Source organism: Herbaspirillum sp. GW103 (genome assembly GCF_000261365.1).
GTDB lineage: Bacteria > Pseudomonadota > Gammaproteobacteria > Burkholderiales > Burkholderiaceae_D > Herbaspirillum.
Genome location: NZ_AJVC01000006.1, coordinates 718,253 through 741,351, shown reverse-complemented (window position 1 = coordinate 741,351; position 23,099 = coordinate 718,253). Strand labels below are relative to the sequence as shown.

At 64.2% G+C, this 23,099-nt stretch carries 22 protein-coding genes; 10 read left to right on the top strand and 12 right to left on the bottom strand.

Annotation, left to right across the window (positions count from 1 at the left end):
• The first annotated feature begins 80 nt into the window (after window positions 1-80).
• From GWL_RS21900 to yacG, 9 genes are all read left to right on the top strand, one after another.
• A complete protein-coding gene (locus tag GWL_RS21900; RefSeq protein WP_008334598.1) occupies window positions 81-938 on the top strand; it encodes an IclR family transcriptional regulator in 858 nt (285 codons plus the stop codon).
• A complete protein-coding gene (locus GWL_RS21895) occupies window positions 935-1,903 on the top strand; it encodes a glyoxylate/hydroxypyruvate reductase A (protein WP_008334596.1) in 969 nt (322 codons plus the stop codon). Before GWL_RS21900 ends, GWL_RS21895 begins: the two co-directional genes overlap by 4 nt.
• A 152-nt stretch (window positions 1,904-2,055) precedes the next feature.
• Window positions 2,056-3,348 (top strand): HlyC/CorC family transporter, encoded by a 1,293-nt coding sequence (locus GWL_RS21890; protein WP_034351614.1) that lies wholly within the window; start codon window positions 2,056-2,058, stop codon window positions 3,346-3,348.
• Between the two features lie 150 nt (window positions 3,349-3,498).
• Complete coding sequence (locus GWL_RS21885; protein WP_008334586.1) at window positions 3,499-4,638, top strand: GspE/PulE family protein; 1,140 nt, start codon at window positions 3,499-3,501, stop codon at window positions 4,636-4,638.
• On the top strand, window positions 4,625-5,881 hold the full coding sequence (locus GWL_RS21880; RefSeq protein ID WP_008334585.1) for a type II secretion system F family protein: 1,257 nt from the start codon (window positions 4,625-4,627) through the stop codon (window positions 5,879-5,881). The genes GWL_RS21885 and GWL_RS21880 overlap by 14 nt, the downstream gene beginning before the upstream one ends.
• A gap of 55 nt (window positions 5,882-5,936) precedes the next feature.
• Entirely contained in the window at window positions 5,937-6,800 is an 864-nt protein-coding gene (locus GWL_RS21875) for an A24 family peptidase (protein WP_008334584.1), read from the top strand.
• 4 nt (window positions 6,801-6,804) lie between these two features.
• A complete protein-coding gene (gene coaE / locus GWL_RS21870) occupies window positions 6,805-7,425 on the top strand; it encodes a dephospho-CoA kinase (RefSeq protein ID WP_008334575.1) in 621 nt (206 codons plus the stop codon).
• A 216-nt stretch (window positions 7,426-7,641) separates the two neighbouring features.
• Window positions 7,642-8,397: a cell division protein ZapD gene (gene zapD, locus GWL_RS21865; protein ID WP_008334573.1), complete on the top strand. Its 756-nt coding sequence runs from the start codon at window positions 7,642-7,644 to the stop codon at window positions 8,395-8,397.
• A 36-nt stretch (window positions 8,398-8,433) separates the two neighbouring features.
• Window positions 8,434-8,619 carry a DNA gyrase inhibitor YacG gene (gene yacG / locus GWL_RS21860; protein WP_034351612.1) on the top strand — a complete coding sequence of 62 codons (186 nt, stop codon included), beginning with the start codon at window positions 8,434-8,436 and terminating at the stop codon, window positions 8,617-8,619.
• A gap of 42 nt (window positions 8,620-8,661) precedes the next feature.
• Here the strand turns inward: yacG and GWL_RS21855 are convergent, their stop codons facing one another.
• The 7 genes from GWL_RS21855 to GWL_RS21825 all read right to left on the bottom strand — a co-directional run bounded on the left by GWL_RS21855 (window position 8,662) and on the right by GWL_RS21825 (window position 17,011).
• Complete coding sequence (locus GWL_RS21855) at window positions 8,662-9,078, bottom strand: NUDIX domain-containing protein (RefSeq protein ID WP_008334571.1); 417 nt, start codon at window positions 9,076-9,078, stop codon at window positions 8,662-8,664.
• Window positions 9,078-9,953, bottom strand: a complete 876-nt coding sequence (locus GWL_RS21850; protein ID WP_008334570.1) for an ATP-binding protein — start codon at window positions 9,951-9,953, stop codon at window positions 9,078-9,080. The genes GWL_RS21855 and GWL_RS21850 overlap by 1 nt, the downstream gene beginning before the upstream one ends.
• Before the next feature lie 8 nt (window positions 9,954-9,961).
• Window positions 9,962-11,197 carry a bifunctional glutamate N-acetyltransferase/amino-acid acetyltransferase ArgJ gene (gene argJ, locus GWL_RS21845; RefSeq protein ID WP_008334569.1) on the bottom strand — a complete coding sequence of 412 codons (1,236 nt, stop codon included), beginning with the start codon at window positions 11,195-11,197 and terminating at the stop codon, window positions 9,962-9,964.
• A gap of 35 nt (window positions 11,198-11,232) precedes the next feature.
• Entirely contained in the window at window positions 11,233-11,985 is a 753-nt protein-coding gene (locus GWL_RS21840; RefSeq protein WP_008334568.1) for an SGNH/GDSL hydrolase family protein, read from the bottom strand.
• Between the two features lie 13 nt (window positions 11,986-11,998).
• Window positions 11,999-12,805 carry a DUF2272 domain-containing protein gene (locus GWL_RS21835; protein WP_008334567.1) on the bottom strand — a complete coding sequence of 269 codons (807 nt, stop codon included), beginning with the start codon at window positions 12,803-12,805 and terminating at the stop codon, window positions 11,999-12,001.
• Between the two features lie 172 nt (window positions 12,806-12,977).
• Window positions 12,978-15,734: a preprotein translocase subunit SecA gene (gene secA / locus GWL_RS21830; protein ID WP_008334558.1), complete on the bottom strand. Its 2,757-nt coding sequence runs from the start codon at window positions 15,732-15,734 to the stop codon at window positions 12,978-12,980.
• A gap of 299 nt (window positions 15,735-16,033) precedes the next feature.
• Window positions 16,034-17,011 carry a M23 family metallopeptidase gene (locus GWL_RS21825; protein ID WP_008334553.1) on the bottom strand — a complete coding sequence of 326 codons (978 nt, stop codon included), beginning with the start codon at window positions 17,009-17,011 and terminating at the stop codon, window positions 16,034-16,036.
• A gap of 53 nt (window positions 17,012-17,064) precedes the next feature.
• On the opposite strand from GWL_RS21825, the gene GWL_RS21820 reads away from it, so the two are divergent.
• Window positions 17,065-17,619 (top strand): DciA family protein, encoded by a 555-nt coding sequence (locus GWL_RS21820; protein WP_034351610.1) that lies wholly within the window; start codon window positions 17,065-17,067, stop codon window positions 17,617-17,619.
• Between the two features lie 116 nt (window positions 17,620-17,735).
• Here GWL_RS21820 and lpxC read toward each other — a convergent pair whose 3' ends face one another.
• The 5 genes from lpxC to GWL_RS21795 form a co-directional block, all read right to left on the bottom strand.
• The gene (gene lpxC, locus GWL_RS21815) at window positions 17,736-18,671 is read right to left on the bottom strand and encodes a UDP-3-O-acyl-N-acetylglucosamine deacetylase (protein WP_008334548.1); all 936 of its coding nucleotides are present in this window, start codon (window positions 18,669-18,671) and stop codon (window positions 17,736-17,738) included.
• Between the two features lie 196 nt (window positions 18,672-18,867).
• A complete protein-coding gene (locus GWL_RS21810) occupies window positions 18,868-19,374 on the bottom strand; it encodes a peroxiredoxin (RefSeq protein ID WP_008334546.1) in 507 nt (168 codons plus the stop codon).
• A 194-nt stretch (window positions 19,375-19,568) separates the two neighbouring features.
• Window positions 19,569-20,759, bottom strand: a complete 1,191-nt coding sequence (gene ftsZ, locus GWL_RS21805) for a cell division protein FtsZ (protein ID WP_008334544.1) — start codon at window positions 20,757-20,759, stop codon at window positions 19,569-19,571.
• Between the two features lie 324 nt (window positions 20,760-21,083).
• Window positions 21,084-22,316 (bottom strand): cell division protein FtsA, encoded by a 1,233-nt coding sequence (ftsA, locus tag GWL_RS21800; RefSeq protein WP_008334543.1) that lies wholly within the window; start codon window positions 22,314-22,316, stop codon window positions 21,084-21,086.
• A 10-nt stretch (window positions 22,317-22,326) separates the two neighbouring features.
• Window positions 22,327-23,097, bottom strand: coding sequence for a cell division protein FtsQ/DivIB (locus tag GWL_RS21795; RefSeq protein ID WP_008334542.1), 771 nt, complete (start codon window positions 23,095-23,097; stop codon window positions 22,327-22,329).
• Between the last annotated feature and the right edge of the window lie 2 nt (window positions 23,098-23,099).

Here is a 23,099-nt window from a genome sequence, read left to right as displayed (position 1 = left end):
TTTTTTATATTTATTCCGTTCAACGAAATACATCGGCGGACCGACCACTACCGATTCCACCCAGCAGACAAAGTCCCCTCATGAGCGAGCACAACGACCAGGCCGCAGCGGCCAGCGCCCCAGCCTCCCTGCCGGTCAACGGCATCCAGCGCACCTTCGCGGTGTTGCGTGCCTTGGCCGATGCACCACCACAAGGCATGCGCGTGACCCAGGTGGCCAAGGCCATCGGTCTGACCCAGGGCACCACGCACCGGCTGCTGCAATCGCTGGCCGTCGAAGGCGTGGTGGAGCAGGATGAGCGCAGCAAGCTGTACCGCCTGGGCATGGACCTGTTCGCCCTGGCCGCGCGCGCTGGCAATGCCTCGGATGTGCGCAGCCTGTGCCGTCCGGCCCTGCTGCGGCTGTGCGGCAGCCTGGGCGATACGGTCTTCCTGCTGCTGCGCTCGCGCTTCGATGCGGTGTGCGTGGACCGCGTCGATGGCCCTTTCCCGATCCGCGCCTTCACCGGCGACATCGGCGGACGCGTGGCGCTGGGTGTGGGACAGGGAGCACTGGCCATCCTCGCCTTCCTGCCGGAAGAAGAACGCGAGGAAGTGATCCGCTACAACGTGCCGCGCCTGCGCGAGTTCGGTGTCTATGACGAGGTCTACCTGCGTACCGAGATCGAACGGGTGCGGGAAACCGGCTACGCGGCACGCCAGGCCGGTTTGCTCGATGGCATGGCGGGCCTGGGCGTGCCGCTGTTCGATGCCGCCGGCGGCATCGTCGGCGCCTTGAGCGTGGGCACGCTGACCTCGCGTCTGACCGAGGAACGGCTACCCACCGTGGTGCAGATGCTGCAGCGGGAAGCGGCAGCCCTGTCGCGCCGGATCAATCCCTTCGATCCTGCCTTGCGCCGGCCCATGCACCAGGCCAATCCGGGGGAGCCGCAAGCATGACCTCGCCCGCCTCTGCCCTTGCCCCCGTGCTGCTGATCAAGTCAGGCGGTGCTGCCGCGCTGGCCGAGTGGCGCGCCAGCTTTGATGAATTCGCACCCGGGCTGGGCCTCGAAGTGCGCGCCTGGGACGATCCGGAAGTCGATCCGGCGCGTGTGCAGTTCGTGCTGGTGTGGCAGCCCGAAGCGGGAAGACTGGCGCAGTTTCCCAATCTGAAGGCCATCCTCAGTGCGGCAGCCGGCGTGGATCACATCCTCGCCGACCCGCACCTGCCGGAGCTGCCCATCGTGCGCATGGTCACCCCCGAAACCCAGCAGCGCATGGCCGAATTCACGCTCATGAGCAGCCTGATGCTGTTGAAGGACATGCCACGCATCATCGCCCAGCAGGCGCGCGCCGAGTGGCGCGAATTCTCCACCCCGCGCACCGCGCGCGAAACCCGGGTGGGCGTACTGGGTCTGGGTGCGCTGGGCCTGTCGGCGGCACGCATACATGCGGCGGTCGGCTTCGAGACGGCCGGCTGGGCGCGCTCGCCGCGCAGCGAAGAGGGTCTGGCCTGCTTTGCCGGCGCCGAGGCGCTGCCGGCCTTCCTGGCCCGAACCGACCTCCTGATCTGCCTGCTGCCCGAGACCGCCGACACCCGCCACATCATCGATGCCGGGCTGCTAAGCCAGTTACCCAAGGGGGCGGCGGTCATCAACGTCGGACGCGGCAGCCACGTCTGCCTGCCCGACCTGCTGGCCGCGCTCGACAGCGCTCACTTGTCCGCTGCGGTGCTGGACGTATTCGAGGAAGAACCGCTGCCTGCCGGGGCCGCCGTGTGGCGGCATCCGCGCGTACTGGTCACACCCCATGCAGCGGCCACCCCCTCGCGGCGCGAGCGCGCACGACAGGCGGCGGTGGCGATGGCGGCCGTGCTCAACGGCCTGCCGCCACCGCATCTCTACGATCGCGCACGGGGTTACTGAGGAGCAAGTCGGGACCGCACGGCTTGCGGGATACGCCCCCATCGTCTAGACTTTGGCGCTTGCTGGCCGCCCTGGCTTGCCTGTCGTGATGACAGGTGAACAGGCCCGCCGACTCCCTCCCATGCGTGAGGGCAACCCACTGACGGCAACGTTTGGATACCGTACCCATATGGGTGCAAGCTCTTGCACTCCTGCTCCTGATCCTGCTCTCGGCCTTCTTTTCCATGACCGAGACGGCGCTGATGGCCGCCAATCGCCATCGCCTGCGGCACCTGGCCAAACAAGGCAACCGTGCCGCCATCACCATCCTGTGGCTGCTGGACCGCACTGAACGGCTGCTCTCGCTGATCCTCATCGCCAATACCGTCATCAATGCACTGGCCACAGCCCTGGTGACGGCGCTGGCCATTGCTGCCTTCGGCAACCACCAGCGCGTCATCACGGCGGCCACCGCCTTCGTGGCGGCGCTCTTGATCGTCTTCGCCGAGATCGTGCCCAAGGTGATCGGCGCCACCCATCCGGAACGCATTGCGCTGTTTACCAGCTTCGTGCTCAAGCCGCTGATGCGGGTGGCCAAGCCGCTGGTGTGGTTCGTCAACATCTTCGTATCGGCCATCCTCAAGGTGCTGCGCATCAAGACCGGTTCCCGCGCGGCCGAGCAGCGCATCTCGCCGGAAGAGCTGCGCTCCATCGTGCTGGAGGGCGGCAGCTTCATTCCGCAGAAACACAAGAGCATCCTGCTGAACCTGTTCGACCTGGAAAAAATCTCGGTGGAAGACGTCATGACCCCGCGCGCCCAGGTCGAGGCCCTGAACCTGGCCGCGCCGGTGGAAGACATCCTGCACCAGCTGGCCACCTGCTATCACAACAAGTTGCCGGTGTTCGAGGGCGAGATCAACCATATCGCCGGCATCCTGCATGTGCGCAAGACGGTCGCGCTGTTCCGCCAGGAAGACGACATCACCCACGACGACATCCGCGCCCTGCTCTCGACCCCCTACTACGTGCCGGTGGAGACCGATGTCTTCACCCAGCTGCAATATTTCCAGGAAAACCACGAGCGCCTGGGCATCGTGGTCGATGAATACGGCGAAGTGCAGGGGCTGGTGACGCTGGAAGACATCATCGAGGAAATGATCGGCGAATTCACCACCTCCTCGCCCGGTTCCTCGGGGGAAGGCTTTGGCTGGGACAAGGACGGCAGCTGCCTGCTCGAAGGCAGCACCACCCTGCGCGACATCAACAAGCGCCTGGGCCTGCAGCTGCCGCTGGATGGCCCCAAGACCATCAACGGCCTGCTGCTGGAAACCCTGCAGGACATCCCCGAAGCCAGCGTGGCCGTCAAGATCGATGGCTGCGTGATCGAGATAGTGCAGGTACAGAACCAGGCCATCCGCATGGTCAAGCTCATTGCCATGCCGGCTGACGGGAAGACACCGGACTGATTCGCCCCTCGCCGGGCCGGACCGTATCGAAGTCCTCCGAATTTGTTCCACGCAAATCGCCGCTCCGCTTTCCGGGCAGCGGCAACGCGTGGGAGACTTCCCCTCCCTGTGCGTTGCCCTGCGGCAGCGCCCCTGCGCGCGAGGTCTCCCATGCAATCCGCTCCCGACACGGCCGTGGCCGACGACGATGTCCCCGTGGTGCGCCTGCTGCACAAGCTGCTGGCCGATGCGGTCGGCATGGGCGCCTCCGACCTGCATTTCGAACCCTTCGAACATCTCTTCCGCGTACGCCTGCGCCTGGACGGCGTACTGCACGAACTGGCGCAGCCGCCGCTGACGCTGCGCGACAAGCTGGCCACCCGGCTCAAGATCCTGGCGCGGCTGGATATCGCCGAAAAGCGCCTGCCCCAGGATGGCAAGATGCGCCTGGCGCTGGACCAGCGCACGGTGGACTTCCGCGTCTCGACGCTGCCCACGCAGTTCGGCGAGAAGATCGTGCTGCGCATCCTCGATACCACCCAGGCCACCCTGTCCATTGCCCAGCTCGGCTATGAACCGGCCCAGCAGGAAGCCCTGCTGCAGGCCATCGGCAAGCCGCACGGCCTGGTGCTGATGACCGGTCCGACCGGCTCGGGCAAGACCGTCTCGCTATACGCCTGCCTGCAACGGCTGAACCAGCCGGGCATCAACATCGCCACCGCCGAGGACCCGGTGGAGATCAACCTGCCCGGCATCAACCAGGTCAACATCAACGAGCGGGCCGGTCTGGACTTCGCCCTGGCGTTGCGCGCCTTCCTGCGCCAGGACCCGGATGTACTGATGGTGGGCGAGATACGCGATCTGGAGACCGCCGACATCGCGGTCAAGGCGTCGCAGACCGGGCATCTGGTGCTCTCCACCCTGCACACCAACGACGCTCCCGCCACGCTCACGCGCCTGCTCAACATGGGGGTGCCGGCCTACAACATCGCGGCTTCCGTCAGCCTGATCGTGGCCCAGCGGCTGGTGCGCAAGCTGTGCCGCTGCCGCCGTCCGGCCGGCGGCACGCCCGCCACCTTCCTGCCGCAGGGCTGCCCGGCCTGCAATCAGACCGGGTTTCGCGGACGCACCGGGATCTACCAGGTCATGCCGGTCAGCACCGCCATGCAGTCCCTGATCCTGGCCCAGGCCGGCACGCTGGAGCTGGGACGGCAGGCGCAGGCCGAAGGCGTCATCGACCTGCGCCGGGCCGGGCTGCTGAAGGTCTTGCGGGGCGAAACCAGCATGGGAGAAATCCTTGCCTGCACCTGATCGCCTGCCTTCCGGCCTCCCCTTCCGCTGGGAAGGACTGGACCGCCACGGCCGCCCGCAGCGCGGCGTCCTTACCGCCGCCGATGAAGCCCAGGCACGCGCCCGGCTGCGTCAACAGGGCCTGCGCGTGGCACGGCTGCGGCGCGATGACGGCGCGCGCACCGCCGACCTCACGCAGGACGGCAGTAGCACCCCGATCATGCGCGGACGCATCACCGCCAAACAGGTCGCCCTCTTCACACGCCAGCTCGCCACCATGCTGCAAGCCGGACTGCCGCTGCTGCAATCGCTGGACATCGCCATCCGGGGCGCGACCAGGACTGCGCTGGCCGCGCTGCTGGCCGACGTGCGGCAAGCCGTGGCGCGCGGCGACAGCCTGCATGCCGCATTGGCGCGCCATCCACGCCAGTTCGATGCGCTCTTCTGCAACCTGGTGCGCGCCGCCGAGGAAGCCGGGATGCTGGATAGCATGCTGGAGCGCATCGCCCTCTATCGTGAGAAATCGCTGGCCTTGCGCGGCAAGGTGCGCGCGGCACTGGCCTATCCCTGCGCGGTGGTGCTGGTCGCGGTCGCGGTGACGGTGGTCATCATGCTGTGGGTCGTACCGGCCTTCGAGCAGATGTTCCAGCAGTTCGGTGCCGAACTGCCACTGCCCACGCGCATCGTGATGGGCATGGCGCATCTGCTGGGTCGCCATGGCCTCCTGTTGCTGCTGGGCTTGCTGATCTCGGGCGTAACGGCAACGCTGGCGTGGCGGCGTTATCCCGCGCTGCGACGGGCCGCGCAACGCCTGAGCCTGTCGCTGCCGCTGTTCGGAAAACTGCTGCGACAGGCCGCCCTGGCGCGCTGGAGCCGCACCTTCGGCACCCTGTTCGGGGCCGGCATCGCCCTGGTGGAGGCGCTGGAGACGGTGGCCGGAGCCGCCGGCAACGTGGTCTATGCCGAGGCCTCGCTGGTCGTGCGCGATGCCGTGCGCAACGGCGCCTCGCTGCATGGGGCCATGCAGGCCACGGGCGTCTTCCCGGACCTGGCGGTGCAGATGACGGCCGTGGGCGAAGAGGCCGGTGCACTCGATGCCATGCTGGCGAAGATCGCCGAGCTCAACGAACGCGAGGTCGACGAGGCCGTCACGGCCCTCACCAGCCTGATGGAACCCGTTATCATGGCGGTGCTGGGCGTGGTCATCGGCGGCCTGGTGGTGGCGATGTACCTGCCGGTGTTCCGCATGGGTGCGGTGGTATGAAACGACAGGCCGCCTTCCCGCTTCCTTCTCGATCGACACGGACTTGAACGCGACGATGTTTTTCCCCGATGCCCTCGCCCTCCCCGGCCATGCGGCCACAGCGGCCGTGGCGGCGCTGCTGGGCCTGCTGGTGGGCAGTTTCCTGAACGTGGTGATCCATCGCCTGCCGCGCATGATGCTGCGCGAGACTGCCAACTTCGTCGCCCAGGAACGTGGCGAGACCATGCCGCATACCGATCGCTACAACCTCTGGCTGCCCGCCTCCGCCTGTCCCCATTGCACCAGACCACTGGCGCTGCATCACAAGATTCCGCTCCTGAGCTGGCTGCTGCTGCGCGGACGCTGCGGCTTCTGCGCGGCCCCCATCGGCGCGGCCTATCCCCTGGTGGAACTGCTGAGCGCGCTGCTGTTCGCCCTGCTGGGCTGGCGCTTCGGCCTGGGCCTGCACGGGGTGGCGCTGATGGTATGCGCCGCCTTCCTCATTGCGCTGGCCGTCATCGATGCGCACACCATGCTGCTGCCCGACGACCTCACCCTGCCACTGATGTGGCTGGGGCTGCTGGTCAATCTGGTGCATCCCCTGGTGCCGTTGCAGGATGCGGTGCTGGGCGCAATGGCCGGCTATGTCCTGCTGTGGCTGATCTTCTGGATCTTCAAGCTGGCCACCGGCAAGGAGGGCCTGGGCTATGGCGACTTCAAGCTGATGGCGGCGCTGGGCGCCTGGCTGGGCTGGCAAGCCCTGCCGCTGGTCCTGCTGCTGGCCTCGGCGCTGGGTGCGCTGCTGGGCCTGCTCCTGATGGGCCTGGGCCGCCACCAGCGCGGCCAGGCGATTCCCTTCGGCCCCTGCCTGGCCCTCGCCGGCATGCTGACCTTGCTGATGGGCCATGGCTGGCTCACCCGGCTTCTCTACGATTTCTGATCCCATGACCTCACTGACTGAACGCTTCACCATCGGCCTGACCGGCGGCATCGGCAGCGGCAAGACCACGGTGGCCAATCTGTTCGGCGCGCTGGGCGCTGCGCTGGTGGATACCGATGCCATCGCCCATGCCCTGACCGCACCGCAGGGCCTGGCCATTGCGCCCATTCGCGCGCATTTCGGCGACCAGTTCATCGATGCCCACGGCGCCATGGACCGCACCCGCATGCGCCAGCACGTGTTCGGCAATCCGAGCGCGCGTCATGCGCTGGAAGCCATCCTGCATCCGCTGATCCGCAGCGAGACCGTGCGCGAGGCCGAGCTCGCCACCGGCCCCTACGTCATCTTCGTGGTGCCGCTGCTGGTGGAGTCCGGCACCTGGGTCGGTCGCGCCAGCCGTATCCTGGTGGTGGATTGCCCGGAAGAGGTCCAGATCGAGCGCGTCATGCAGCGCAATGGCCTGCAGCGTGAAGAAGTGGAAGCCATCATGGCCGCCCAGGCCAGCCGCCAGGCCCGCCTGGCCGTGGCGCAGGATGTCATCGACAACGGTGGCAGCAATGCCGCGCTGCCGGACCAGGTCCGTGCGCTGCATGCGCGTTACCTGGCGCTGGCGGGGGCGTCCTGAAGCACGGGCAGGCATCCCCTGATGAGGCGGCAATGCACACGGGCAGCCGGGCAAAGGCGAACCGGCAAAGCAGCTTCATTTGATGCCGACTGCATTTGTAATTTTCTTCTGCATGGGTCAGAATCACAGACATTGCACATGTTGACGAGGTTATTGCACCCACGCGGCCTGTCAGCGGCCTAACAAGTCCGGTTCAACCAATAAAGGGATCATGCTTTGATCGTCTACGAATACCCTTTCAACGAGCGTATTCGCACGCTGTTGCGACTGGAAGACCTCTACGAGAAATTCGTCTTCTTCCTGCACCAGGAAAGCCCGCATCAGCATCACATCGCCCTTGCCACCATTTTCGAAATGCTGGAGGTCGCCGGACGCGCCGACCTCAAGTCCGACCTGCTGCAAGAGCTGGAACGGCAGAAGCAGATCCTGCTGGCCTACCAGTCCAACCCCAATGTCGAGCCCGAGATGCTCAGCGCCATCCTGGCCGAAGTCGACCAGGCCAGCAGCGCCCTCGCAGCCGCCCAGGGCAAGACCGGGCAGAACATCCGCGACAATGAATGGTTGATGAGCATCCGCGGACGCACCATCATCCCGGGCGGGGCCTGCGAATTCGACCTGCCGGCCTATTACGCCTGGCAACAGCATCCCTTCGACCGCCGTTTCCAGGACATCTCCAACTGGTTCGCCCCGCTGATCCCGCTGTTCGATGCCATCGGCATCGTCATGCGGCTGCTGCGCGAATCAGGACATGCCGTCAAGATCAACGCCGAAGGCGGCAGTTACCAGCAGATGCTACAAGGGAAGGTCTACCAGATGCTACGCCTGTCGCTCGACATCGAACTCGGCGCAATTCCCGAGATCTCGGCCAACAAATACATGCTGTGGGTGCGCTTCACCCAGCAGGATGGCGACGAAAAGCCGCGTGCCTTCGATGGCGAAGTGCCCTTCGAGCTGGCGCTGTGCGGCTTTTGACCTGTAATCTGAATGAAATGAAGTGAAGTAAAACGTATGGCAACGATCGTAGACTGCCCGACCTGTGGCACCAAAGTGGAATGGAACGAGAAGAACAAGTACCGCCCCTTCTGTTCCGAACGCTGCAAGCAGATCGACCTGGGTGCCTGGGCGGAAGAAAAGTACACCATCCCCGCAGTGAACCTGCCCCTGGAAGACGAAGGCGACAAGCCCGTGCAGTGATCACGGGCTTTTTCCTTCATATCGCCTCAAACCCGCCTATTTTCAGCCTTTGTCGCCGTACCTGAGCTGATCCAGCCACTGGATCAGCGGGATGGTGGCCGGCAGCAGTGGCTCCACGTCCACACCGCCCTGCCAGGCAAAGGCCTGGCCTTCCAGGCTCTGCGGCTGGCCGCGCCACTGGCGGCTGATGTAGAAATGCAGACGCACATGGGCATGCGGATAGACATGCTCGACGCCGCACCAGGGTTCGCCATCGAGCACCTCGATACCCAGTTCTTCCTTGAACTCGCGCTGCAAGGCCGCGAAGATGCTTTCCCCCTGCTCCACCTTGCCACCGGGGAATTCCCAGTAGCCTGCATAGGGCTTGCCTTCCGGACGCTGGCCCAGCAGCACGTCGCCGTTGGGCTGCATCAGGATGCCCACGGCCACGTCGATGGGCCTGGATGGCGTCGCCGCCATCAGCCTTGCGCCTTGCCCGCGTAGTCGCGCGCAAACTGCCAGGCCACGCGGCCCGAGCGCGAGCTGCGTTGCAGGGCCCAGCGCAGGGCATCGGCGCGGGCGTCGGCGATCTGGGCGTCGTTGCAACCGAAGTGGCGCAGCCAGTGCGCCACGATGTCCAGGAAATCATCCTGCTTGAAGGGGTAGAAGGTCACCCACAGGCCAAAGCGCTCGGAGAGCGAAATCTTTTCTTCCACCGTCTCGCCGGGATGCAGGTCGCCGTCCTCGGTGTGGGTATAGGTGCTGTTGTCGGAGAGGCGCTCCGGCATCAGGTGGCGACGGTTGGAGGTGGCGTAGATCAGCACGTTGTCCGACTGTGCGGCGATGCTGCCGTCCAGCGCCACCTTCAGGGCCTTGTAACCACCCTCGCCTTCCTCGAAGGAAAGATCGTCGCAAAAGACGATGAAGCGCTCCGGGCGCGAGGCCACCAGCTCGACGATGTCCTGCAGGTCGTGCAGGTCATCCTTGTCCACCTCGATCAGGCGCAGGCCACGGTCGGCGTACTGGTTCAGGCAAGCCTTGATGAGCGAGGACTTGCCGGTACCGCGCGCACCGGTCAGCAGTACGTTGTTGGCCGGGCGGCCTTCGACGAACTGGCGGGTGTTCTGGTCAATCTGTTCCTTTTGCGGACCGATATTGTGCAGGTCCGACAGGCCGATCCTGGAGATGTGGCCCACCGCCTGCAGGTAACCGGCACGCTGCGCGGTGGCGCCGCGCCAGCGGAAGGCGACGGCGGCGTTCCAGTCCGGTTCACGGGCGGCGGCGTTGGGCAGGATGGCTTCGACGCGCGCCAGCAAGGCTTCGGCACGCTGCAGGAATTGATCTAGCTGGGTCATGGCGATGCTCAGGAACGATAGTCGGCGTTGATCGACACGTAGTCATGCGACAGGTCGCAGGTCCAGATGGAGGCCTTGGCGGTGCCGCGCGCCAGCTTCACGCGCACCACGATCTCGGCCTTCTTCATGACGCGCTGGCCGTCTTCTTCGCGGTAATCCGGGTTGCGGCCACCATCCTTGGCGACCCACACGTCGTCCAGCCACAGGTTGATCTTCGACACATCCAGATCATCGATACCGGCATAGCCGATGGCGGCCAGGATGCGGCCCAGGTTCGGGTCGGAGGCGAAGAAGGCAGTCTTGACCAGCGGCGAATGGCCGATGGAATAGGCGATCTGGCGGCATTCCTCGATGCTCTTGCCGTCTTCCACGGCCACTTCGATGAACTTGGTCGCGCCTTCGCCATCGCGCACGATCTGGTGCGCCAGATGCTGCGACAGGTCGGTGACGGCTGCGGCCAGTTGCTTGTATTCCTCGCTGTCGGCGCTGGTGATCTCCAGCTCGCCTGCACCAGTGGCCATCAGGATGAAGGAATCGTTGGTCGAGGTATCGCCATCGATGGTGATGCAGTTGAAGGAATGGTCAGCGGCGTCCTTGACCAGCTGGTTCAGCAGCGCCTGCGGCAGCTTGGCGTCGAAGGCCAGGAAACCCAGCATGGTGGCCATGTTGGGCTTGATCATGCCAGCGCCCTTGCTGATGCCGGTCATCACCACCTGCTTGCCGCCGATGGTGAGCGTACGCGAAGCGGCCTTGGGCTGGGTGTCGGTGGTCATGATGGACTCGGCCGCGTTGAACCAGTTGTCGGCCTTGAGGTTGGCTATGGCTTGCGGCAGGCCCGCGATGATGCGGTCGGCCGGTAGCGGCTCCAGGATCACGCCGGTGGAGAACGGCAGGATCTGCTGCGGCTCCACACCCATCTCCCGGGCCAGCGCGGCGCAGACCGACTTGGCGCGCTGCAGGCCTTCTTCACCGGTGCCGGCGTTGGCGTTGCCGGTGTTGATCACCAGGGCGCGGATGGGCTTGCCGGCGCTCAGCTGCGCCAGGTTGGCCTGGCAAATCTGCACCGGGGCGGCGCAGAAGCGGTTCTTGGTGAAGACGCCCGCCACGGTAGCCGTCTCGGCCAGCTTCATGACCAGCACGTCCTTGCGATTGGCCTTGCGCACGCCCGCTTCGGCATGGCCGAGTTCGATGCCGGCAACGGCTTTCAGGTCGGAAGGAACGGGAATCGGGGAATTGACGGCCATGGCGAGCTTTCAGCGTAAAAATCGGAACGCGTATTTTAAACACTTTCCGTCACCGGCTGATGACGCAGGAACTCGCTTTCGATGATCTCGGCGCTCATCCTGGCCCATTCTGCATATTGGCCATGGCCAGGGTGGAAGCGGTCGATGGCCATCTCATGCGGCAGCGCCCATTGCAGCGAGCAGTAGCGCAGCGCGGCGTCGGCGCCGATCCAGTCGCGCAGCGCCCGGTCCAGCTTGCGCGCATAGCGGCCCAGGTACCAGCGCAGCGGCTGCGGCGCCACCGGCAACAGGTGCATGGGCGGCAAGCCCGAAAAGACGATGTGCTCCACCCCGGCCTGCGCCATCAGACGCTCGCACAGCAGGCGCAGGTTGGCCACGTAGCGCTGCGGACTCATCTGCGAGGTGACATCGTTCACTCCCAGCGCCACCACCAGCACGGTGGCCGGGCCGATCTCGTGGCGTCCCAGCAGATCCAGCGCTTCCAGCGAATTGACACCGCTCTGCGCCACCAACTGCCAGGCCACCGGATGGCCGGTGCGTACGGCCAGCTGGCGTGCCAGCGGCTGAGCCAGGGCATGCTCCTGATGCTCGACGCCGACGCCCGCTGCGGAAGAGTCGCCCACCACCAGCACGCGCAAAGGTTCAGCCACCAGCGTCCCGCGCAGGGGGGCGAACTCCACGCCGCTGCGCGGACCGGCCGCTTCCGGCAGCCGCAGCGCGGTCTTGCGCAGGCGTCTGGCCTGCGCCAGCAACAGCGGCCCCAACAGCAGCTTGGCCAGTATCAGCATGGCAGCCTGCGCATCAGGGCAGCAGATTCTTGACCACCACCAGCCAGGGACGCGCCGCAATCGGCTGGGCGCGGCCCTGCTCATCCACCGGGATCAGGGATTCGGACACCGAATTGAAGACATTGCCGCCGATCACCCCGGCCCAACCATCATCGGCATGCACCTCCACCACCATATCGCAGTGGCCCGCCAGGCCGGGGCGGATCTCGTCAATGGAGGTGATGTTGTTGTTGCCGCGCGGGGCGCAGAGCAGGTCACCAGGAGCAATTGGCTCGCTCTCGGGGGGGCGCAACACGAATTGCGGCGAGGGGCGCGACTGGCGGTCCTTGAGGAAGCTCAGGTAATTGAAATGGGTTTCGCTGGGCGCAAAATCCTGCGGCGGCACATTGGTGCTCACCATCAGCCAGGAAATGAAGGCGGCCGACCAGGCTTGCTGGCAGTCCGCACCGGTCAGGTTCTTGCCGACCGCGTGCCAGTATTCGGCCACCCGCTGCACGGCCTCGCCCTCGTCTTCCAGCAAGCCCAGGCGCGGGGCGCTGAAGGGCTCATGGCGCATATCGATCTGCTGGTTGCCGAAGAAATCCCACTCGGCCTTGGCCGCTTCCACCAGTGCCGCACGCGTGGGCGCAGCCGTGCTGATGGCCACGGCGGGCACGCCGGTATTGGTCACCGGGATGGAGGGAGTGATGGGCGCGTAGCCCGGGTTATCGCTGTCGCGCCATTGCGGTAGCGGCGAGGAAGCGCAGCCGGCCAGCAGGACGGCGATAGCGGTGGCGGTGAAGCCGGAACGGGACGCACGAAACATCTTGGCGAGGGACATCTTCTTGTTCTCCTGGGCGGCAGGCGTTGGCTGCCGGAGCGCTCATCATAAGGGGAGCCGGGGCAATTTTGCAGAAGCCTTCACCTGCAGGATGTAAAAAAGGCCGCCCACCCGCTTGGGTGGACAGCCTCTTCACATCTGGCCAGTTTGCGGCCGAACCGGGGACTCTGGTTCAGGCCAGCTTGCCGTGGCACTGCTTGTACTTCTTGCCGCTGCCGCAGGGGCAGGGATCGTTGCGGCCGACCTTGGGGTATTCCGAACCATCGTCCTCGGACCCGGCCTGCGCGGTCGGTGCCAGCAGTTCTTCCGGTGCGGCTTCGGGGTCGAAGTCGGCGTGCTGGTAGTTGACGTTGATGGGCGAGCCACCGGACATGCTTTCCTCGGCCGCCTCGATTTCTTCGCGGCTCTGGATGCGCACGGTCATGACCACCTTGATCACTTCGTTCTTGATCAGGTCCAGCATCTGGGCGAACAGCTCAAACGCTTCGCGCTTGTATTCCTGCTTCGGGTTCTTCTGCGCATAGCCGCGCAGGTGGATGCCCTGGCGCAGGTGATCCAGCGCGGCCAGGTGTTCGCGCCAGTGGTTGTCGATGCTCTGCAGCATGACGCTGCGCTCGAAGCCGGCGAAGGCCTCCACGCCAACCACGGCCACCTTGGATTCGTAGGCATCCTTGGCGGCGGTGAGCAGGCGTTCCAGCAGCTCGTCGTCGGCCATGTCGGGCTCGTCCTTGAGCAGGGCTTCCAGATCGACCTCGAGCTGCCATTCGTTGTTGAGCACGGCTTGCAGGCCGGGGATATCCCACTGCTCTTCCATCGACTCGGCCGGCACGTACTGGCGGAACAGATCGGTGAAGACACCTTCGCGCAGGGAGGCGATCATCTCGGCCATCTCGACCGACTCCAGCAACTCGTTGCGCTGCTGGTAAATGACCTTGCGCTGGTCGTTGGCGACGTCGTCGTATTCCAGCAATTGCTTGCGGATGTCGAAGTTGCGGGCTTCCACCTTGCGCTGGGCCGACTCGATGGAGCGGCTCACGATGCCGGCTTCGATCGGTTCGCCTTCGGGCATCTTCAGGCGGTCCATGATGGCGCGCACGCGGTCGCCGGCGAAGATACGCAGCAGCGCATCGTCCAGCGACAGGTAGAAGCGCGAGGAACCCGGATCGCCCTGGCGGCCCGAACGGCCACGCAGCTGGTTGTCCACGCGGCGCGATTCGTGACGCTCGGTGCCGATGATGTGCAGGCCGCCGGCATTGACCACGTGGTCGTGCAGGGACTGCCATTCATCGCGCAGCTGCTGCGACTTGGCGGCCTTGTCGGCCTCCGACAAGGACTCGTCGGCTTCGATCAGCTGGATCTGCTTGCCCACGTTGCCGCCCAGCACGATGTCGGTACCGCGACCGGCCATGTTGGTGGCAATGGTGATCATCTTGGGACGGCCGGCCTGCGCCACGATCTCCGCTTCACGCGCGTGCTGCTTGGCGTTCAGGACATTGTGCGGCAGCTTGGACTTGGTCAGGATGCCCGAGAGCAGTTCCGAGTTCTCGATCGAGGTGGTGCCCACCAGCACGGGCTGGCCGCGCTCGTAGCAGTCCTGGATATCCTTGACCATGGCCATGTACTTCTCTTGCGCGGTCTTGTAGACCTGGTCCTGGCGGTCCTTGCGGGCATTGGGACGGTTGGGCGGGATCACCACGGTTTCCAGGTGATAGATTTCCTGGAATTCGTAGGCTTCGGTATCAGCCGTACCGGTCATGCCGGACAGCTTGGCATACATGCGGAAGTAGTTCTGGAAGGTGATCGAGGCCAGGGTCTGGTTCTCGTTCTGGATCTTCACGCCTTCCTTGGCTTCGACGGCCTGGTGCAGGCCATCGGACCAGCGGCGGCCGGTCATCAGGCGGCCGGTGAATTCATCGACGATCACCACTTCGCCGTTCTGCACCACGTAATGCTGGTCGCGGTGATACAGGGTGTGCGCGCGCAGGGCGGCATACAGGTGGTGGATCAGGGTGATGTTGGCGGCATCATAGAGCGATGCGCCTTCGGGCAGCAGGCCCATCTGGGTGAGGATTTCCTCGGCCTTGTCGTGACCGGCTTCGGTCAGCAGCACCTGGTGGCTCTTCTCGTCCTTGGTGTAGTCGCCGGGGACTTCGATCTTGCCCTTGCCGTCCGGGGTTTCCTCACCGATCTGCAGGGTCAGCAGCGGCGGTACGGCGTTGATCTTGTGATACAGCTCGGTGTGGTTCTCGGCCTGGCCGGAGATGATCAGCGGGGTACGCGCTTCGTCGATCAGGATCGAGTCCACTTCGTCGACGATGGCGAAGTTCAGGGCGCGCTGCACGCGGTCGTCGGCGTCGAAGACCATGTTGTCGCGCAGGTAGTCGAAACCGAACTCGTTGTTGGTACCGTAGGTGATGTCGGCGGCGTAGGCTTCCTGCTTGACGTCGTGTTCCATCTGCGACAGGTTCACGCCGGTGGTCAGGCCCAGCCAGCTGTAGAGGCGGCCCATGTCTTCGGCATCGCGCTGGGCCAGGTAGTCGTTGACGGTCACCACGTGGACACCCTTGCCGGCCAGGGCATTGAGGTAGGCCGGCAGGGTTGCCATCAGGGTCTTGCCTTCACCGGTGCGCATTTCGGCGATCTTGCCGAAGTGCAGCGCCATGCCGCCGATGAGCTGAACGTCGAAGTGGCGCATCTTGAGTACGCGACGGGAGGCTTCCCGGCAGACCGCGAAGGCTTCCGGCAGGATCGCGTCCAGCGTCTCGCCGCCGGCGATGCGTTGCTTGAATTCGGGCGTCTTGGCTTGCAGTTCGGCGTCGCTCAGCTTCTCGACCGACGGCTCCAGCGCATTAATCTGGCGGACGATTTTTTGATATTGTTTGAGCAGTCGCTGGTTACGGCTGCCGAAAATCTTGGTCAGGAATGACATGCTTGGATTCTATAAAAGCGCCGATGAACGATCCGGCAGAATGACGTTGGGCTCCCGGCTCGCGGGATTCCAGCCGATAACGCCCGAAAATAAACCATGGATTCTAGCACGCAGGCCGAAGGCATTGGCTCGCCGGGGCGGCCACGCGCAGCATTCGCTTTAGATCGGGCGTGTTTGCAAGGTTTCAATGGGGGGACGCAATTTGGCAGAAATCGCCATATTGCGCTTGCCCGGCATGCAGCAATTTGCCGGGAATGCGGCCTGCAGACGGCTCGCCTGGCCGGAAACACCCGTCCGGCCTAGCGCCCCGCCACGAAGACCGGCAACTGCTTGGGCTGGTTGCCGCCGGTGGCGCCCAAGGCCAGGAACTTGCGCGGATCCTGGGCCACGCCCCGGATACGTACCTCGAAATGCAGGTGCGCCCCGGTCGAACGTCCGGTCGAGCCCACATCGGCCACGCGCTGACCGCGCTTGACGATGTCGCCCACCTTCACGTACAGCCGCGAGGCGTGGGCGTAGCGGGTGATGATGTTGTTGCCGTGGTCGATTTCCAGCATGTTGCCAAACTGGTAATGATATTCGGAGGCGATCACCACCCCGGCGGCGGCGGCCACGATGGGGGTGCCCACCGGTGCCGGGAAGTCCAGGCCCTCGTGGAAGGCGTTGTGGCCGGTGAAGGGGTCCAGGCGCCAGCCGAAGCTCGACGAGTTGTAGGCCACGTTGACCGGTTGATTGGTCGGCAACAGGCGCGACTTGATCTTGTCGCCCATCAGGGTGGATTCGACGGCGTTGAGGTAGTCGGTGCGGTGACCGGCGTCCACGGCCAGGGTGTCGAGCATGCGGCGCAGCTCGTCCATGCCGACGTCGCGGCCGGGTCCGGCCAGGCTGGAGACTTCGGCGCCGCCGCGACCGGGTGACTCCTTGAAGTTGAATTCCTCGGGGCGGATGCCGGCCAGGCCCTGCACCCGCTCGCCCAGGGCATCCAGACGCATCATCTGGGCCTGCATCTCGCCGACCTTCACGGCCATCATGGCGAGGTTTTCCTTGAGGAATTTCTCGTTGCGGCCATCTTCTTCCTGGCTCATCGAGACGGCCAGCTTGTGCAGCATGGGCGCGGCATCCGGATCGGTGGCCTTGTTGATCAGGAAGTAGGTGATCCCCAGCGAGGAAGCGGCGATCAGCACCACCAGCAGCAACATCATCAGCAGCAGGTGCCGGGTCCCGAGGGTGACGGACCGGGCTTTGGTAAAGCGGGGGTGCAGCAGGATAATTTGCATCTTTGCTCCTTGGTCTCCGGCCGGTCAGACACCGGATGTGATAAGGTTTAAAGATGAAGGTCCCATCTACGTTTACCCCTTATCGGCCCGCTCCCACGAGCGCCCAACGCATGGCGAAGAGCACGAAGGGAGCCGCGGATTTCTTGCGGTCGAATTCGACGATGGCGGCGCTCTTGCCCGCCCTGGCTCGCATGGGCACGCTGCAGCAGTCGGTCGCCGCGAGCTTGCCGGCGATGTTTGCCGCGTGTCAGATCTTGCAGTTTGAAGCTGGCGTGCTGGTCATGAGCGCGCCCAATGCAGCGCTGGCGGCACGGTTGAAGCAGCAAACCCCGAAGCTGCAGGACCGCCTGCTGAAGGACGGATGGCAGGTTAATTCAATCCGAATCAAAGTGCAAGTTGGCCGGACGGCCCCTCCCCCAGCGCCCAAACGGGTGCTGGAACTGACCGAAAACGCCCTCTCCTCCTTTGCCGAACTCAGCAGTACGCTGGCGCGCGACCCGCGCAGCCAAGGCTTGAAGGAAGCCATCGACGCCATGATACGCCGCCGCGACCAGCGCATATTGGCCAAACAGACAGGCGAAGATCCGCCATTTCCCGAGGGAAAATAGCCGCTTGACGAAATCCTTATAAAAAATTTACGAGATTTCTCTCGTCAGATCGCCAGAAAACCAAACGCCCCGGTCCAGGCCGGGGCGTTCGTTCATGGGGTCGATGCGGGGATCGGTCAGTTCAGTGCCCACTCCTGCTGGGCCTGCATCACGTAGGTCTGCGGTGCCTGGTCGAGCTGGTCGAAACTGACGATTTCATAGGCATCCGGTTGCGAGAGCAGTTCACGCAACAGCAGATTGTTCAGGCCGTGGCCGGACTTGTGGGCATCGTAGCTGGCCAGCAGCGGATGGCCGATGATGTAGAGATCGCCAATGGCATCCAGGATCTTGTGGCGCACGAACTCGTTGTCGTAGCGCAGGCCGTCGGCATTGAGGATGCGGTACTCATCCATGACGATGGCGTTCTCGAAAGAACCGCCACGGGCCAGGCCCATGCCGCGCAGGGTCTCCACATCCTGCATGAAACCGAAGGTGCGCGCGCGGGCGATTTCCTTGACGTAGGAGTCGATGCCGAAATCGACCTCGGCCACCTGCCCGGTGCCGTCCACGGCCGGGTGATTGAATTCGATGAAGAACTTCAGGCGGAAACCGTCGTACGGTTCAAGACGCGCCCATTTTTCCTTGTCGCCGCTGCCTTCACGCACTTCCACGGGCTTTTTCACGCGGATGAATTTCTTGGGCGCGTTCTGCTCCTGCAGGCCAGCCTGCTGCAGCAGGAAGACAAAGGACGAAGCCGAACCATCCATGATGGGGATTTCTTCGGCGGTCAGGTCGATGATGAGATTGTCGATGCCCAGCCCGGCGCAGGCCGACAGCAGGTGTTCGACGGTGGACACCTTGGCGCCATCCTTGGTCAGGGTCGATGCCATGCGGGTATCGCCCACGCCAGTGGCGATCATCGGCAGCTCGACCACCGGGTCCAGATCCACGCGGCGAAACAGGATGCCGGTATCGGCTGCCGCCGGCCGCAGGGTCAGCTCGACCTTGGTGCCGGAGTGCAGGCCCACGCCCGTGGTCTTGACCAGATTCTTGATTGTGCGCTGTTTCAACATCCGGTCATTATAGCCAAGATGCCCCGGCCCCGCCCCGTATGGTACGGCTTTGTTGCAAATCGTTCCTATCTGTAAAACAGGCGACGGCGGGGGTATTGAGCAATCAGATCGATGAATACCTTTCCCCCAGGAAAAACGGCATGCCGCAGCATGCCGTCTTGCGCTCACTGCCTGGCCGGGGAGTTCCCCGGACGCATCAGCCCAGCTGGGCCAGCAGGGTTTCGGCGTTGGAGACTTCGAACTTGCCCGGTGCTTCCAGGTTCAGCTGCTTGACCACACCGTCTTCGACCAGCATGGAATAGCGCTGCGAGCGTACCCCCATGTTGCGTTCGGTCAGGTCGAATTCCATGCCCAGGGCCTTGGTGAAGGTGGCGCTGCCGTCACCGAACATGCGCACGATGCCGGTGGCCTTCTGGTCGCGGCCCCAGGCGCCCATGACGAAGGCGTCGTTGACCGAGAGGCACCAGATCTCATCCACACCCTTGGCCTTGAACTGGTCGGCCAGGGCGATGTAGCCCGGCACGTGCTTGGCCGAACAGGTCGGGGTGAAGGCGCCGGGCAGTGCGAACAGGGCGATCTTCTTGCCCTTGACCAGGTCCGACACCTTGAAGGCATTGGGCCCCAGGCTGCAGCCTTCGGTTTCGGTCTCGATGAATTCGGTCAGGGTGCCTTCGGGCAGGCGGTCGCCGATCTTGATGGTCATGGTGTTTCCTCGTCTGGTTGTAGGACTGTGAATTAAGTGGTGAAACAGATGCCTCTGCCGCGATTGATCGATTCAGCAGATGAATTGCCGGCACGCTGCGCACGAAAAAACGCCGCGCACGTGGCGCGGCGTTAGTATGCCTTGGAACCGGCCGGCCTGCTTTGAAGCCGCCGACCGCTCCTGGCCAACGACGATCAGTCCGCCTGCTTGCGCAGGAAGGCCGGGATGTCGTAGGTTTCCATGCCGTTCTTTTCCAGGGCGCGCACGGTGTCCGAAGCCGACTCGCGACGCCACACGGCCGGCGCCTTCAGACCACCGAAAGTGGCACCGGCCGGTTGTGCCGTACCTTGCGGCATGGCGCCACCGACGGCCATCATCGGCTCGTTGTGGGTACCGGTGCGCATGACCGGGGTCTGCACCAGCTGCACGGCCTTGCGGGCACGGCCCAGGCCGGTGGCCACGACGGTCACGCGGATCTCGTCACCCATGCTGTCGTCGTAGGCGATGCCCTGGGCAATCGAGGCGTCCGGTGCGGCGAAGGCGCGCACGGTGGCCATGACTTCCTTGATTTCCTTGCCCTTGAGGCCGCGGCTGGCAGTGACGTTGACCAGCACGCCGCGCGCGCCGGACAAATCGATGCCATCGAGCAGCGGCGAAGCCACGGCCTGCTCGGCGGCCACGCGGGCGCGGTCGACACCGGCAGCGGTAGCGGTGCCCATCATGGCCTTGCCCTGCTCGCCCATGATGGTCTTGACGTCGTTGAAGTCGACGTTGATGTGGCCGGGCACATTGATGATTTCGGCGATACCGGCCACCGCATTATTCAACACGTCATCGGCGTGAGACAGCCATTCGATCATGCTGTCGTCTTCGTAGATCTCTTCCAGTTTTTCATTGAGGATGATGATCAGCGAATCGACGTGCTGGGTCAGCTCTTCCAGTCCGGCATCGGCGATGTCCATGCACTTCTGGCCTTCGTAGGAGAAGGGCTTGGAGACCACGGCTACCGTCAGTGCGCCCAGCGACTTGGCCACCTGCGCCACCACCGGAGCAGCGCCGGTGCCGGTGCCGCCGCCCATGCCGGCGGCGATGAAGACCATGTGCGCGCCGCGCAGGGAGTCTTCGATGCGGGCCCGGGTTTCCTCGGCCAGCCGACGACCGACGTCGGGCTGCATGCCGGCGCCCAGACCGGTGTCGCCGATCTGGATGACGTTGTGCGCCTTGGATTGCTTCAGTGCCTGGGCATCCGTGTTGGCGGCGATGAATTCGACGCCGGACACACCCTTGTTAATCATGTGCTGCACGGCATTGCCGCCAGCACCGCCAACGCCCACGACCTTGATGATCGTACCCAGCGTCGCATTGTCGACCATATCGATTTCCATGATGACTCCTTAAAATATATGTGTCCTGCAGCTGGCAGTTGATAGGCATCACGCGGTGTGACGACTAGCAACTGATCACTGCTGTCTATGTACTTGATTCCCTGTTGTTTCTTCTAATGCCGTACTGCCAATGCTGCGAATACTGCGAATACTGCGAATGATGCCTTGATACCGCTATTCCAAGAAAACCCTGCTGCAAATTTGCTGCGGTCTTCATCATTTTTTTACTGCCAGAACCCTACAACTGAACCGCCAGCAACAACCAATGCTTTTACATCCTGAAGCAATCATCGACGGCCGCACGCGACGGCCTTCGCGAAGGGTTCAGAAATTGCCGAGGAACCACTCCTTCATGCGCTGCCAGACCGCCTTGACCGAACCTTCCTGGCGGGTCACGATGTAGCCGCGCAGATACTGTTTCTTGGCTTCCTGCAGCAGGCCCAATACGGTCGAGTAGCGCGGGCTGCGTACCACGTCAGCCAGCTGGCCGCTGTATTCGGGCGTGCCCAGGCGCGCCGGTTTCAGGAAGATGTCTTCGGCCAGTTCGGTCATGCCGGGCATCATTGCCGAGCCACCGGTGAGCACGATGCCCGAGGACAGCACCTCTTCATAACCCGACTCGCGCACCACCTGATGCACCAGCGCAAACAGCTCTTCGACGCGCGGCTCGATGACGGCGGCCAGCGCCTGGCGCGACAGGGTGCGCGGATTGCGGTCGCCCAGGCCGGGCACTTCCAGCGTCTCGGTCGGATCGGCCAGGATCTGCTTGGCCACGCCATAGCGCAGCTTGATCTCTTCGGCTTCCAGCGTGGGGGTGCGCAGGGCCATGGCGATGTCGTTGGTGATCTGGTCACCGGCAATCGGGATCACGGCGGTATGACGGATCGCGCCTTCGGTGAAGACCGCCACATCGGTGGTGCCGCCACCGATGTCGACCAGCACCACGCCCAGTTCGCGCTCATCCGTGGTCAGCACCGAATCGGCCGAGGCCATCGGTTGCAGGATCAGGTCGGAGACTTCCAGACCGCAACGGCGCACGCACTTGACGATGTTCTGCACGGCAGAAACCGCACCGGTGACGATGTGCACCTTCACTTCCAGGCGGATACCGCTCATGCCGATGGGCTCGCGCACGTCTTCCTGGTTGTCGACGATGAATTCCTGCGGGACCGTGTGCAGCAGTTGCTGGTCGGTCGGGATGTTGACGGCCTTGGCGGTCTCGATCACGCGCGAGACGTCGGCGGCGGTCACTTCCTTGTCCTTGATGGCGACCATGCCGCTGGAATTGAAGCTGCGGATGTGACTGCCGGCGATGCCCGTGTAGACATTGCGGATCTTGCAGTCGGCCATCAGCTCGGCTTCTTCCAGGGCGCGCTGTATCGATTCCACGGTGGCCTCGATGTTGACGACCACGCCCTTCTTGAGCCCCTTGGATTCGGACTGCCCCAGCCCGATCACTTCATGGCGGCCATCGGGCAGCACCTCGGCCACCACCGCCACCACTTTCGAGGTGCCGATGTCCAGACCGACGATCAGATTTTTTGCGTCTTTTGTCATAGCGTTCCGCTTATTTCTTTTTCCCGTTCATTGCCGCCAGCACCAGGCCATCCGCCTTCAAGGCCATCCCGTTGGGATAGCGCAGGTCGACGCTTTCTATCTTTCCCTGCAATCGTTCCATCAGCTGCGGATAGGCCGCCACCAGCCGCGCCACCCGTTCCTTCAATATCGCATCGCCCTGCTCGCGGCCCAGCTCGACCGTCATGCCATTGTCCAGCCGTACGGTCCAGGCATAGCGGTTCGACAGCACCACCGACTCCGGCTCCAGCTTGATGGGCGCGAACCACTGACGGAACAAGGCCAGTCGCGCCACCACCTGCTTCTCGCTGCCGGGGGGGCCATCGAACTCCAGCAGCTCACCGTCATCCTCGGCCTCGGCCAGGTTGGCGGTGAACACGTCACCCTTCTGCGACAACAACTTGCCATCTTCGCCCCAGGTACCCAGGGCCTTGTGTTCCTCGATCTTCACCACCAGCCGGTCCGGCCATTCACGCCGCACCATGGCCTTGCGCACCCAGGGCACGGCTTCGAAGGCCGCACGTACCGCCGTCAGGTCGGCCGTGAAGAAATTGCCATGGATGCGCGGCACCGCAGTGGCCCGCACCGTCAAGGCATTGACCTTCTCCAGCGGCATATCGCTGGCTGATTCGATGCGTATCGTGTGCAGCGTAAACATCGGCCGCTGCGCCACCCACCACAAACCCGATGCCACCAGGGCCAGCAGCACCAGCGCAAAAAGCGCACTGCTGATGGCGTTGAGCATCTTGACGTCCTGCCACATCG

Excerpts from the sequence above, each read along its gene's own strand:
- GWL_RS21900 (WP_008334598.1), top strand. The coding sequence starts at position 81 with ATGAGCGAGCACAACGACCAGGCCGCAGCGGCCAGCGCCCCAGCCTCC.
- GWL_RS21895 (WP_008334596.1), top strand. The coding sequence starts at position 935 with ATGACCTCGCCCGCCTCTGCCCTTGCCCCCGTGCTGCTGATCAAGTCA.
- GWL_RS21885 (WP_008334586.1), top strand. The coding sequence starts at position 3,499 with ATGCAATCCGCTCCCGACACGGCCGTGGCCGACGACGATGTCCCCGTG.
- GWL_RS21875 (WP_008334584.1), top strand. The coding sequence starts at position 5,937 with ATGTTTTTCCCCGATGCCCTCGCCCTCCCCGGCCATGCGGCCACAGCG.
- coaE (WP_008334575.1), top strand. The coding sequence starts at position 6,805 with ATGACCTCACTGACTGAACGCTTCACCATCGGCCTGACCGGCGGCATC.
- yacG (WP_034351612.1), top strand. The coding sequence starts at position 8,434 with ATGGCAACGATCGTAGACTGCCCGACCTGTGGCACCAAAGTGGAATGG.
- GWL_RS21855 (WP_008334571.1), bottom strand. The coding sequence starts at position 9,078 with ATGGCGGCGACGCCATCCAGGCCCATCGACGTGGCCGTGGGCATCCTG.
- GWL_RS21850 (WP_008334570.1), bottom strand. The coding sequence starts at position 9,953 with ATGACCCAGCTAGATCAATTCCTGCAGCGTGCCGAAGCCTTGCTGGCG.
- argJ (WP_008334569.1), bottom strand. The coding sequence starts at position 11,197 with ATGGCCGTCAATTCCCCGATTCCCGTTCCTTCCGACCTGAAAGCCGTT.
- GWL_RS21840 (WP_008334568.1), bottom strand. The coding sequence starts at position 11,985 with ATGCTGATACTGGCCAAGCTGCTGTTGGGGCCGCTGTTGCTGGCGCAG.
- GWL_RS21835 (WP_008334567.1), bottom strand. The coding sequence starts at position 12,805 with ATGTCCCTCGCCAAGATGTTTCGTGCGTCCCGTTCCGGCTTCACCGCC.
- secA (WP_008334558.1), bottom strand. The coding sequence starts at position 15,734 with ATGTCATTCCTGACCAAGATTTTCGGCAGCCGTAACCAGCGACTGCTC.
- GWL_RS21825 (WP_008334553.1), bottom strand. The coding sequence starts at position 17,011 with ATGCAAATTATCCTGCTGCACCCCCGCTTTACCAAAGCCCGGTCCGTC.
- GWL_RS21820 (WP_034351610.1), top strand. The coding sequence starts at position 17,065 with ATGAAGGTCCCATCTACGTTTACCCCTTATCGGCCCGCTCCCACGAGC.
- lpxC (WP_008334548.1), bottom strand. The coding sequence starts at position 18,671 with ATGTTGAAACAGCGCACAATCAAGAATCTGGTCAAGACCACGGGCGTG.
- GWL_RS21810 (WP_008334546.1), bottom strand. The coding sequence starts at position 19,374 with ATGACCATCAAGATCGGCGACCGCCTGCCCGAAGGCACCCTGACCGAA.
- ftsZ (WP_008334544.1), bottom strand. The coding sequence starts at position 20,759 with ATGGAAATCGATATGGTCGACAATGCGACGCTGGGTACGATCATCAAG.
- ftsA (WP_008334543.1), bottom strand. The coding sequence starts at position 22,316 with ATGACAAAAGACGCAAAAAATCTGATCGTCGGTCTGGACATCGGCACC.
- GWL_RS21795 (WP_008334542.1), bottom strand. The coding sequence starts at position 23,097 with ATGTGGCAGGACGTCAAGATGCTCAACGCCATCAGCAGTGCGCTTTTT.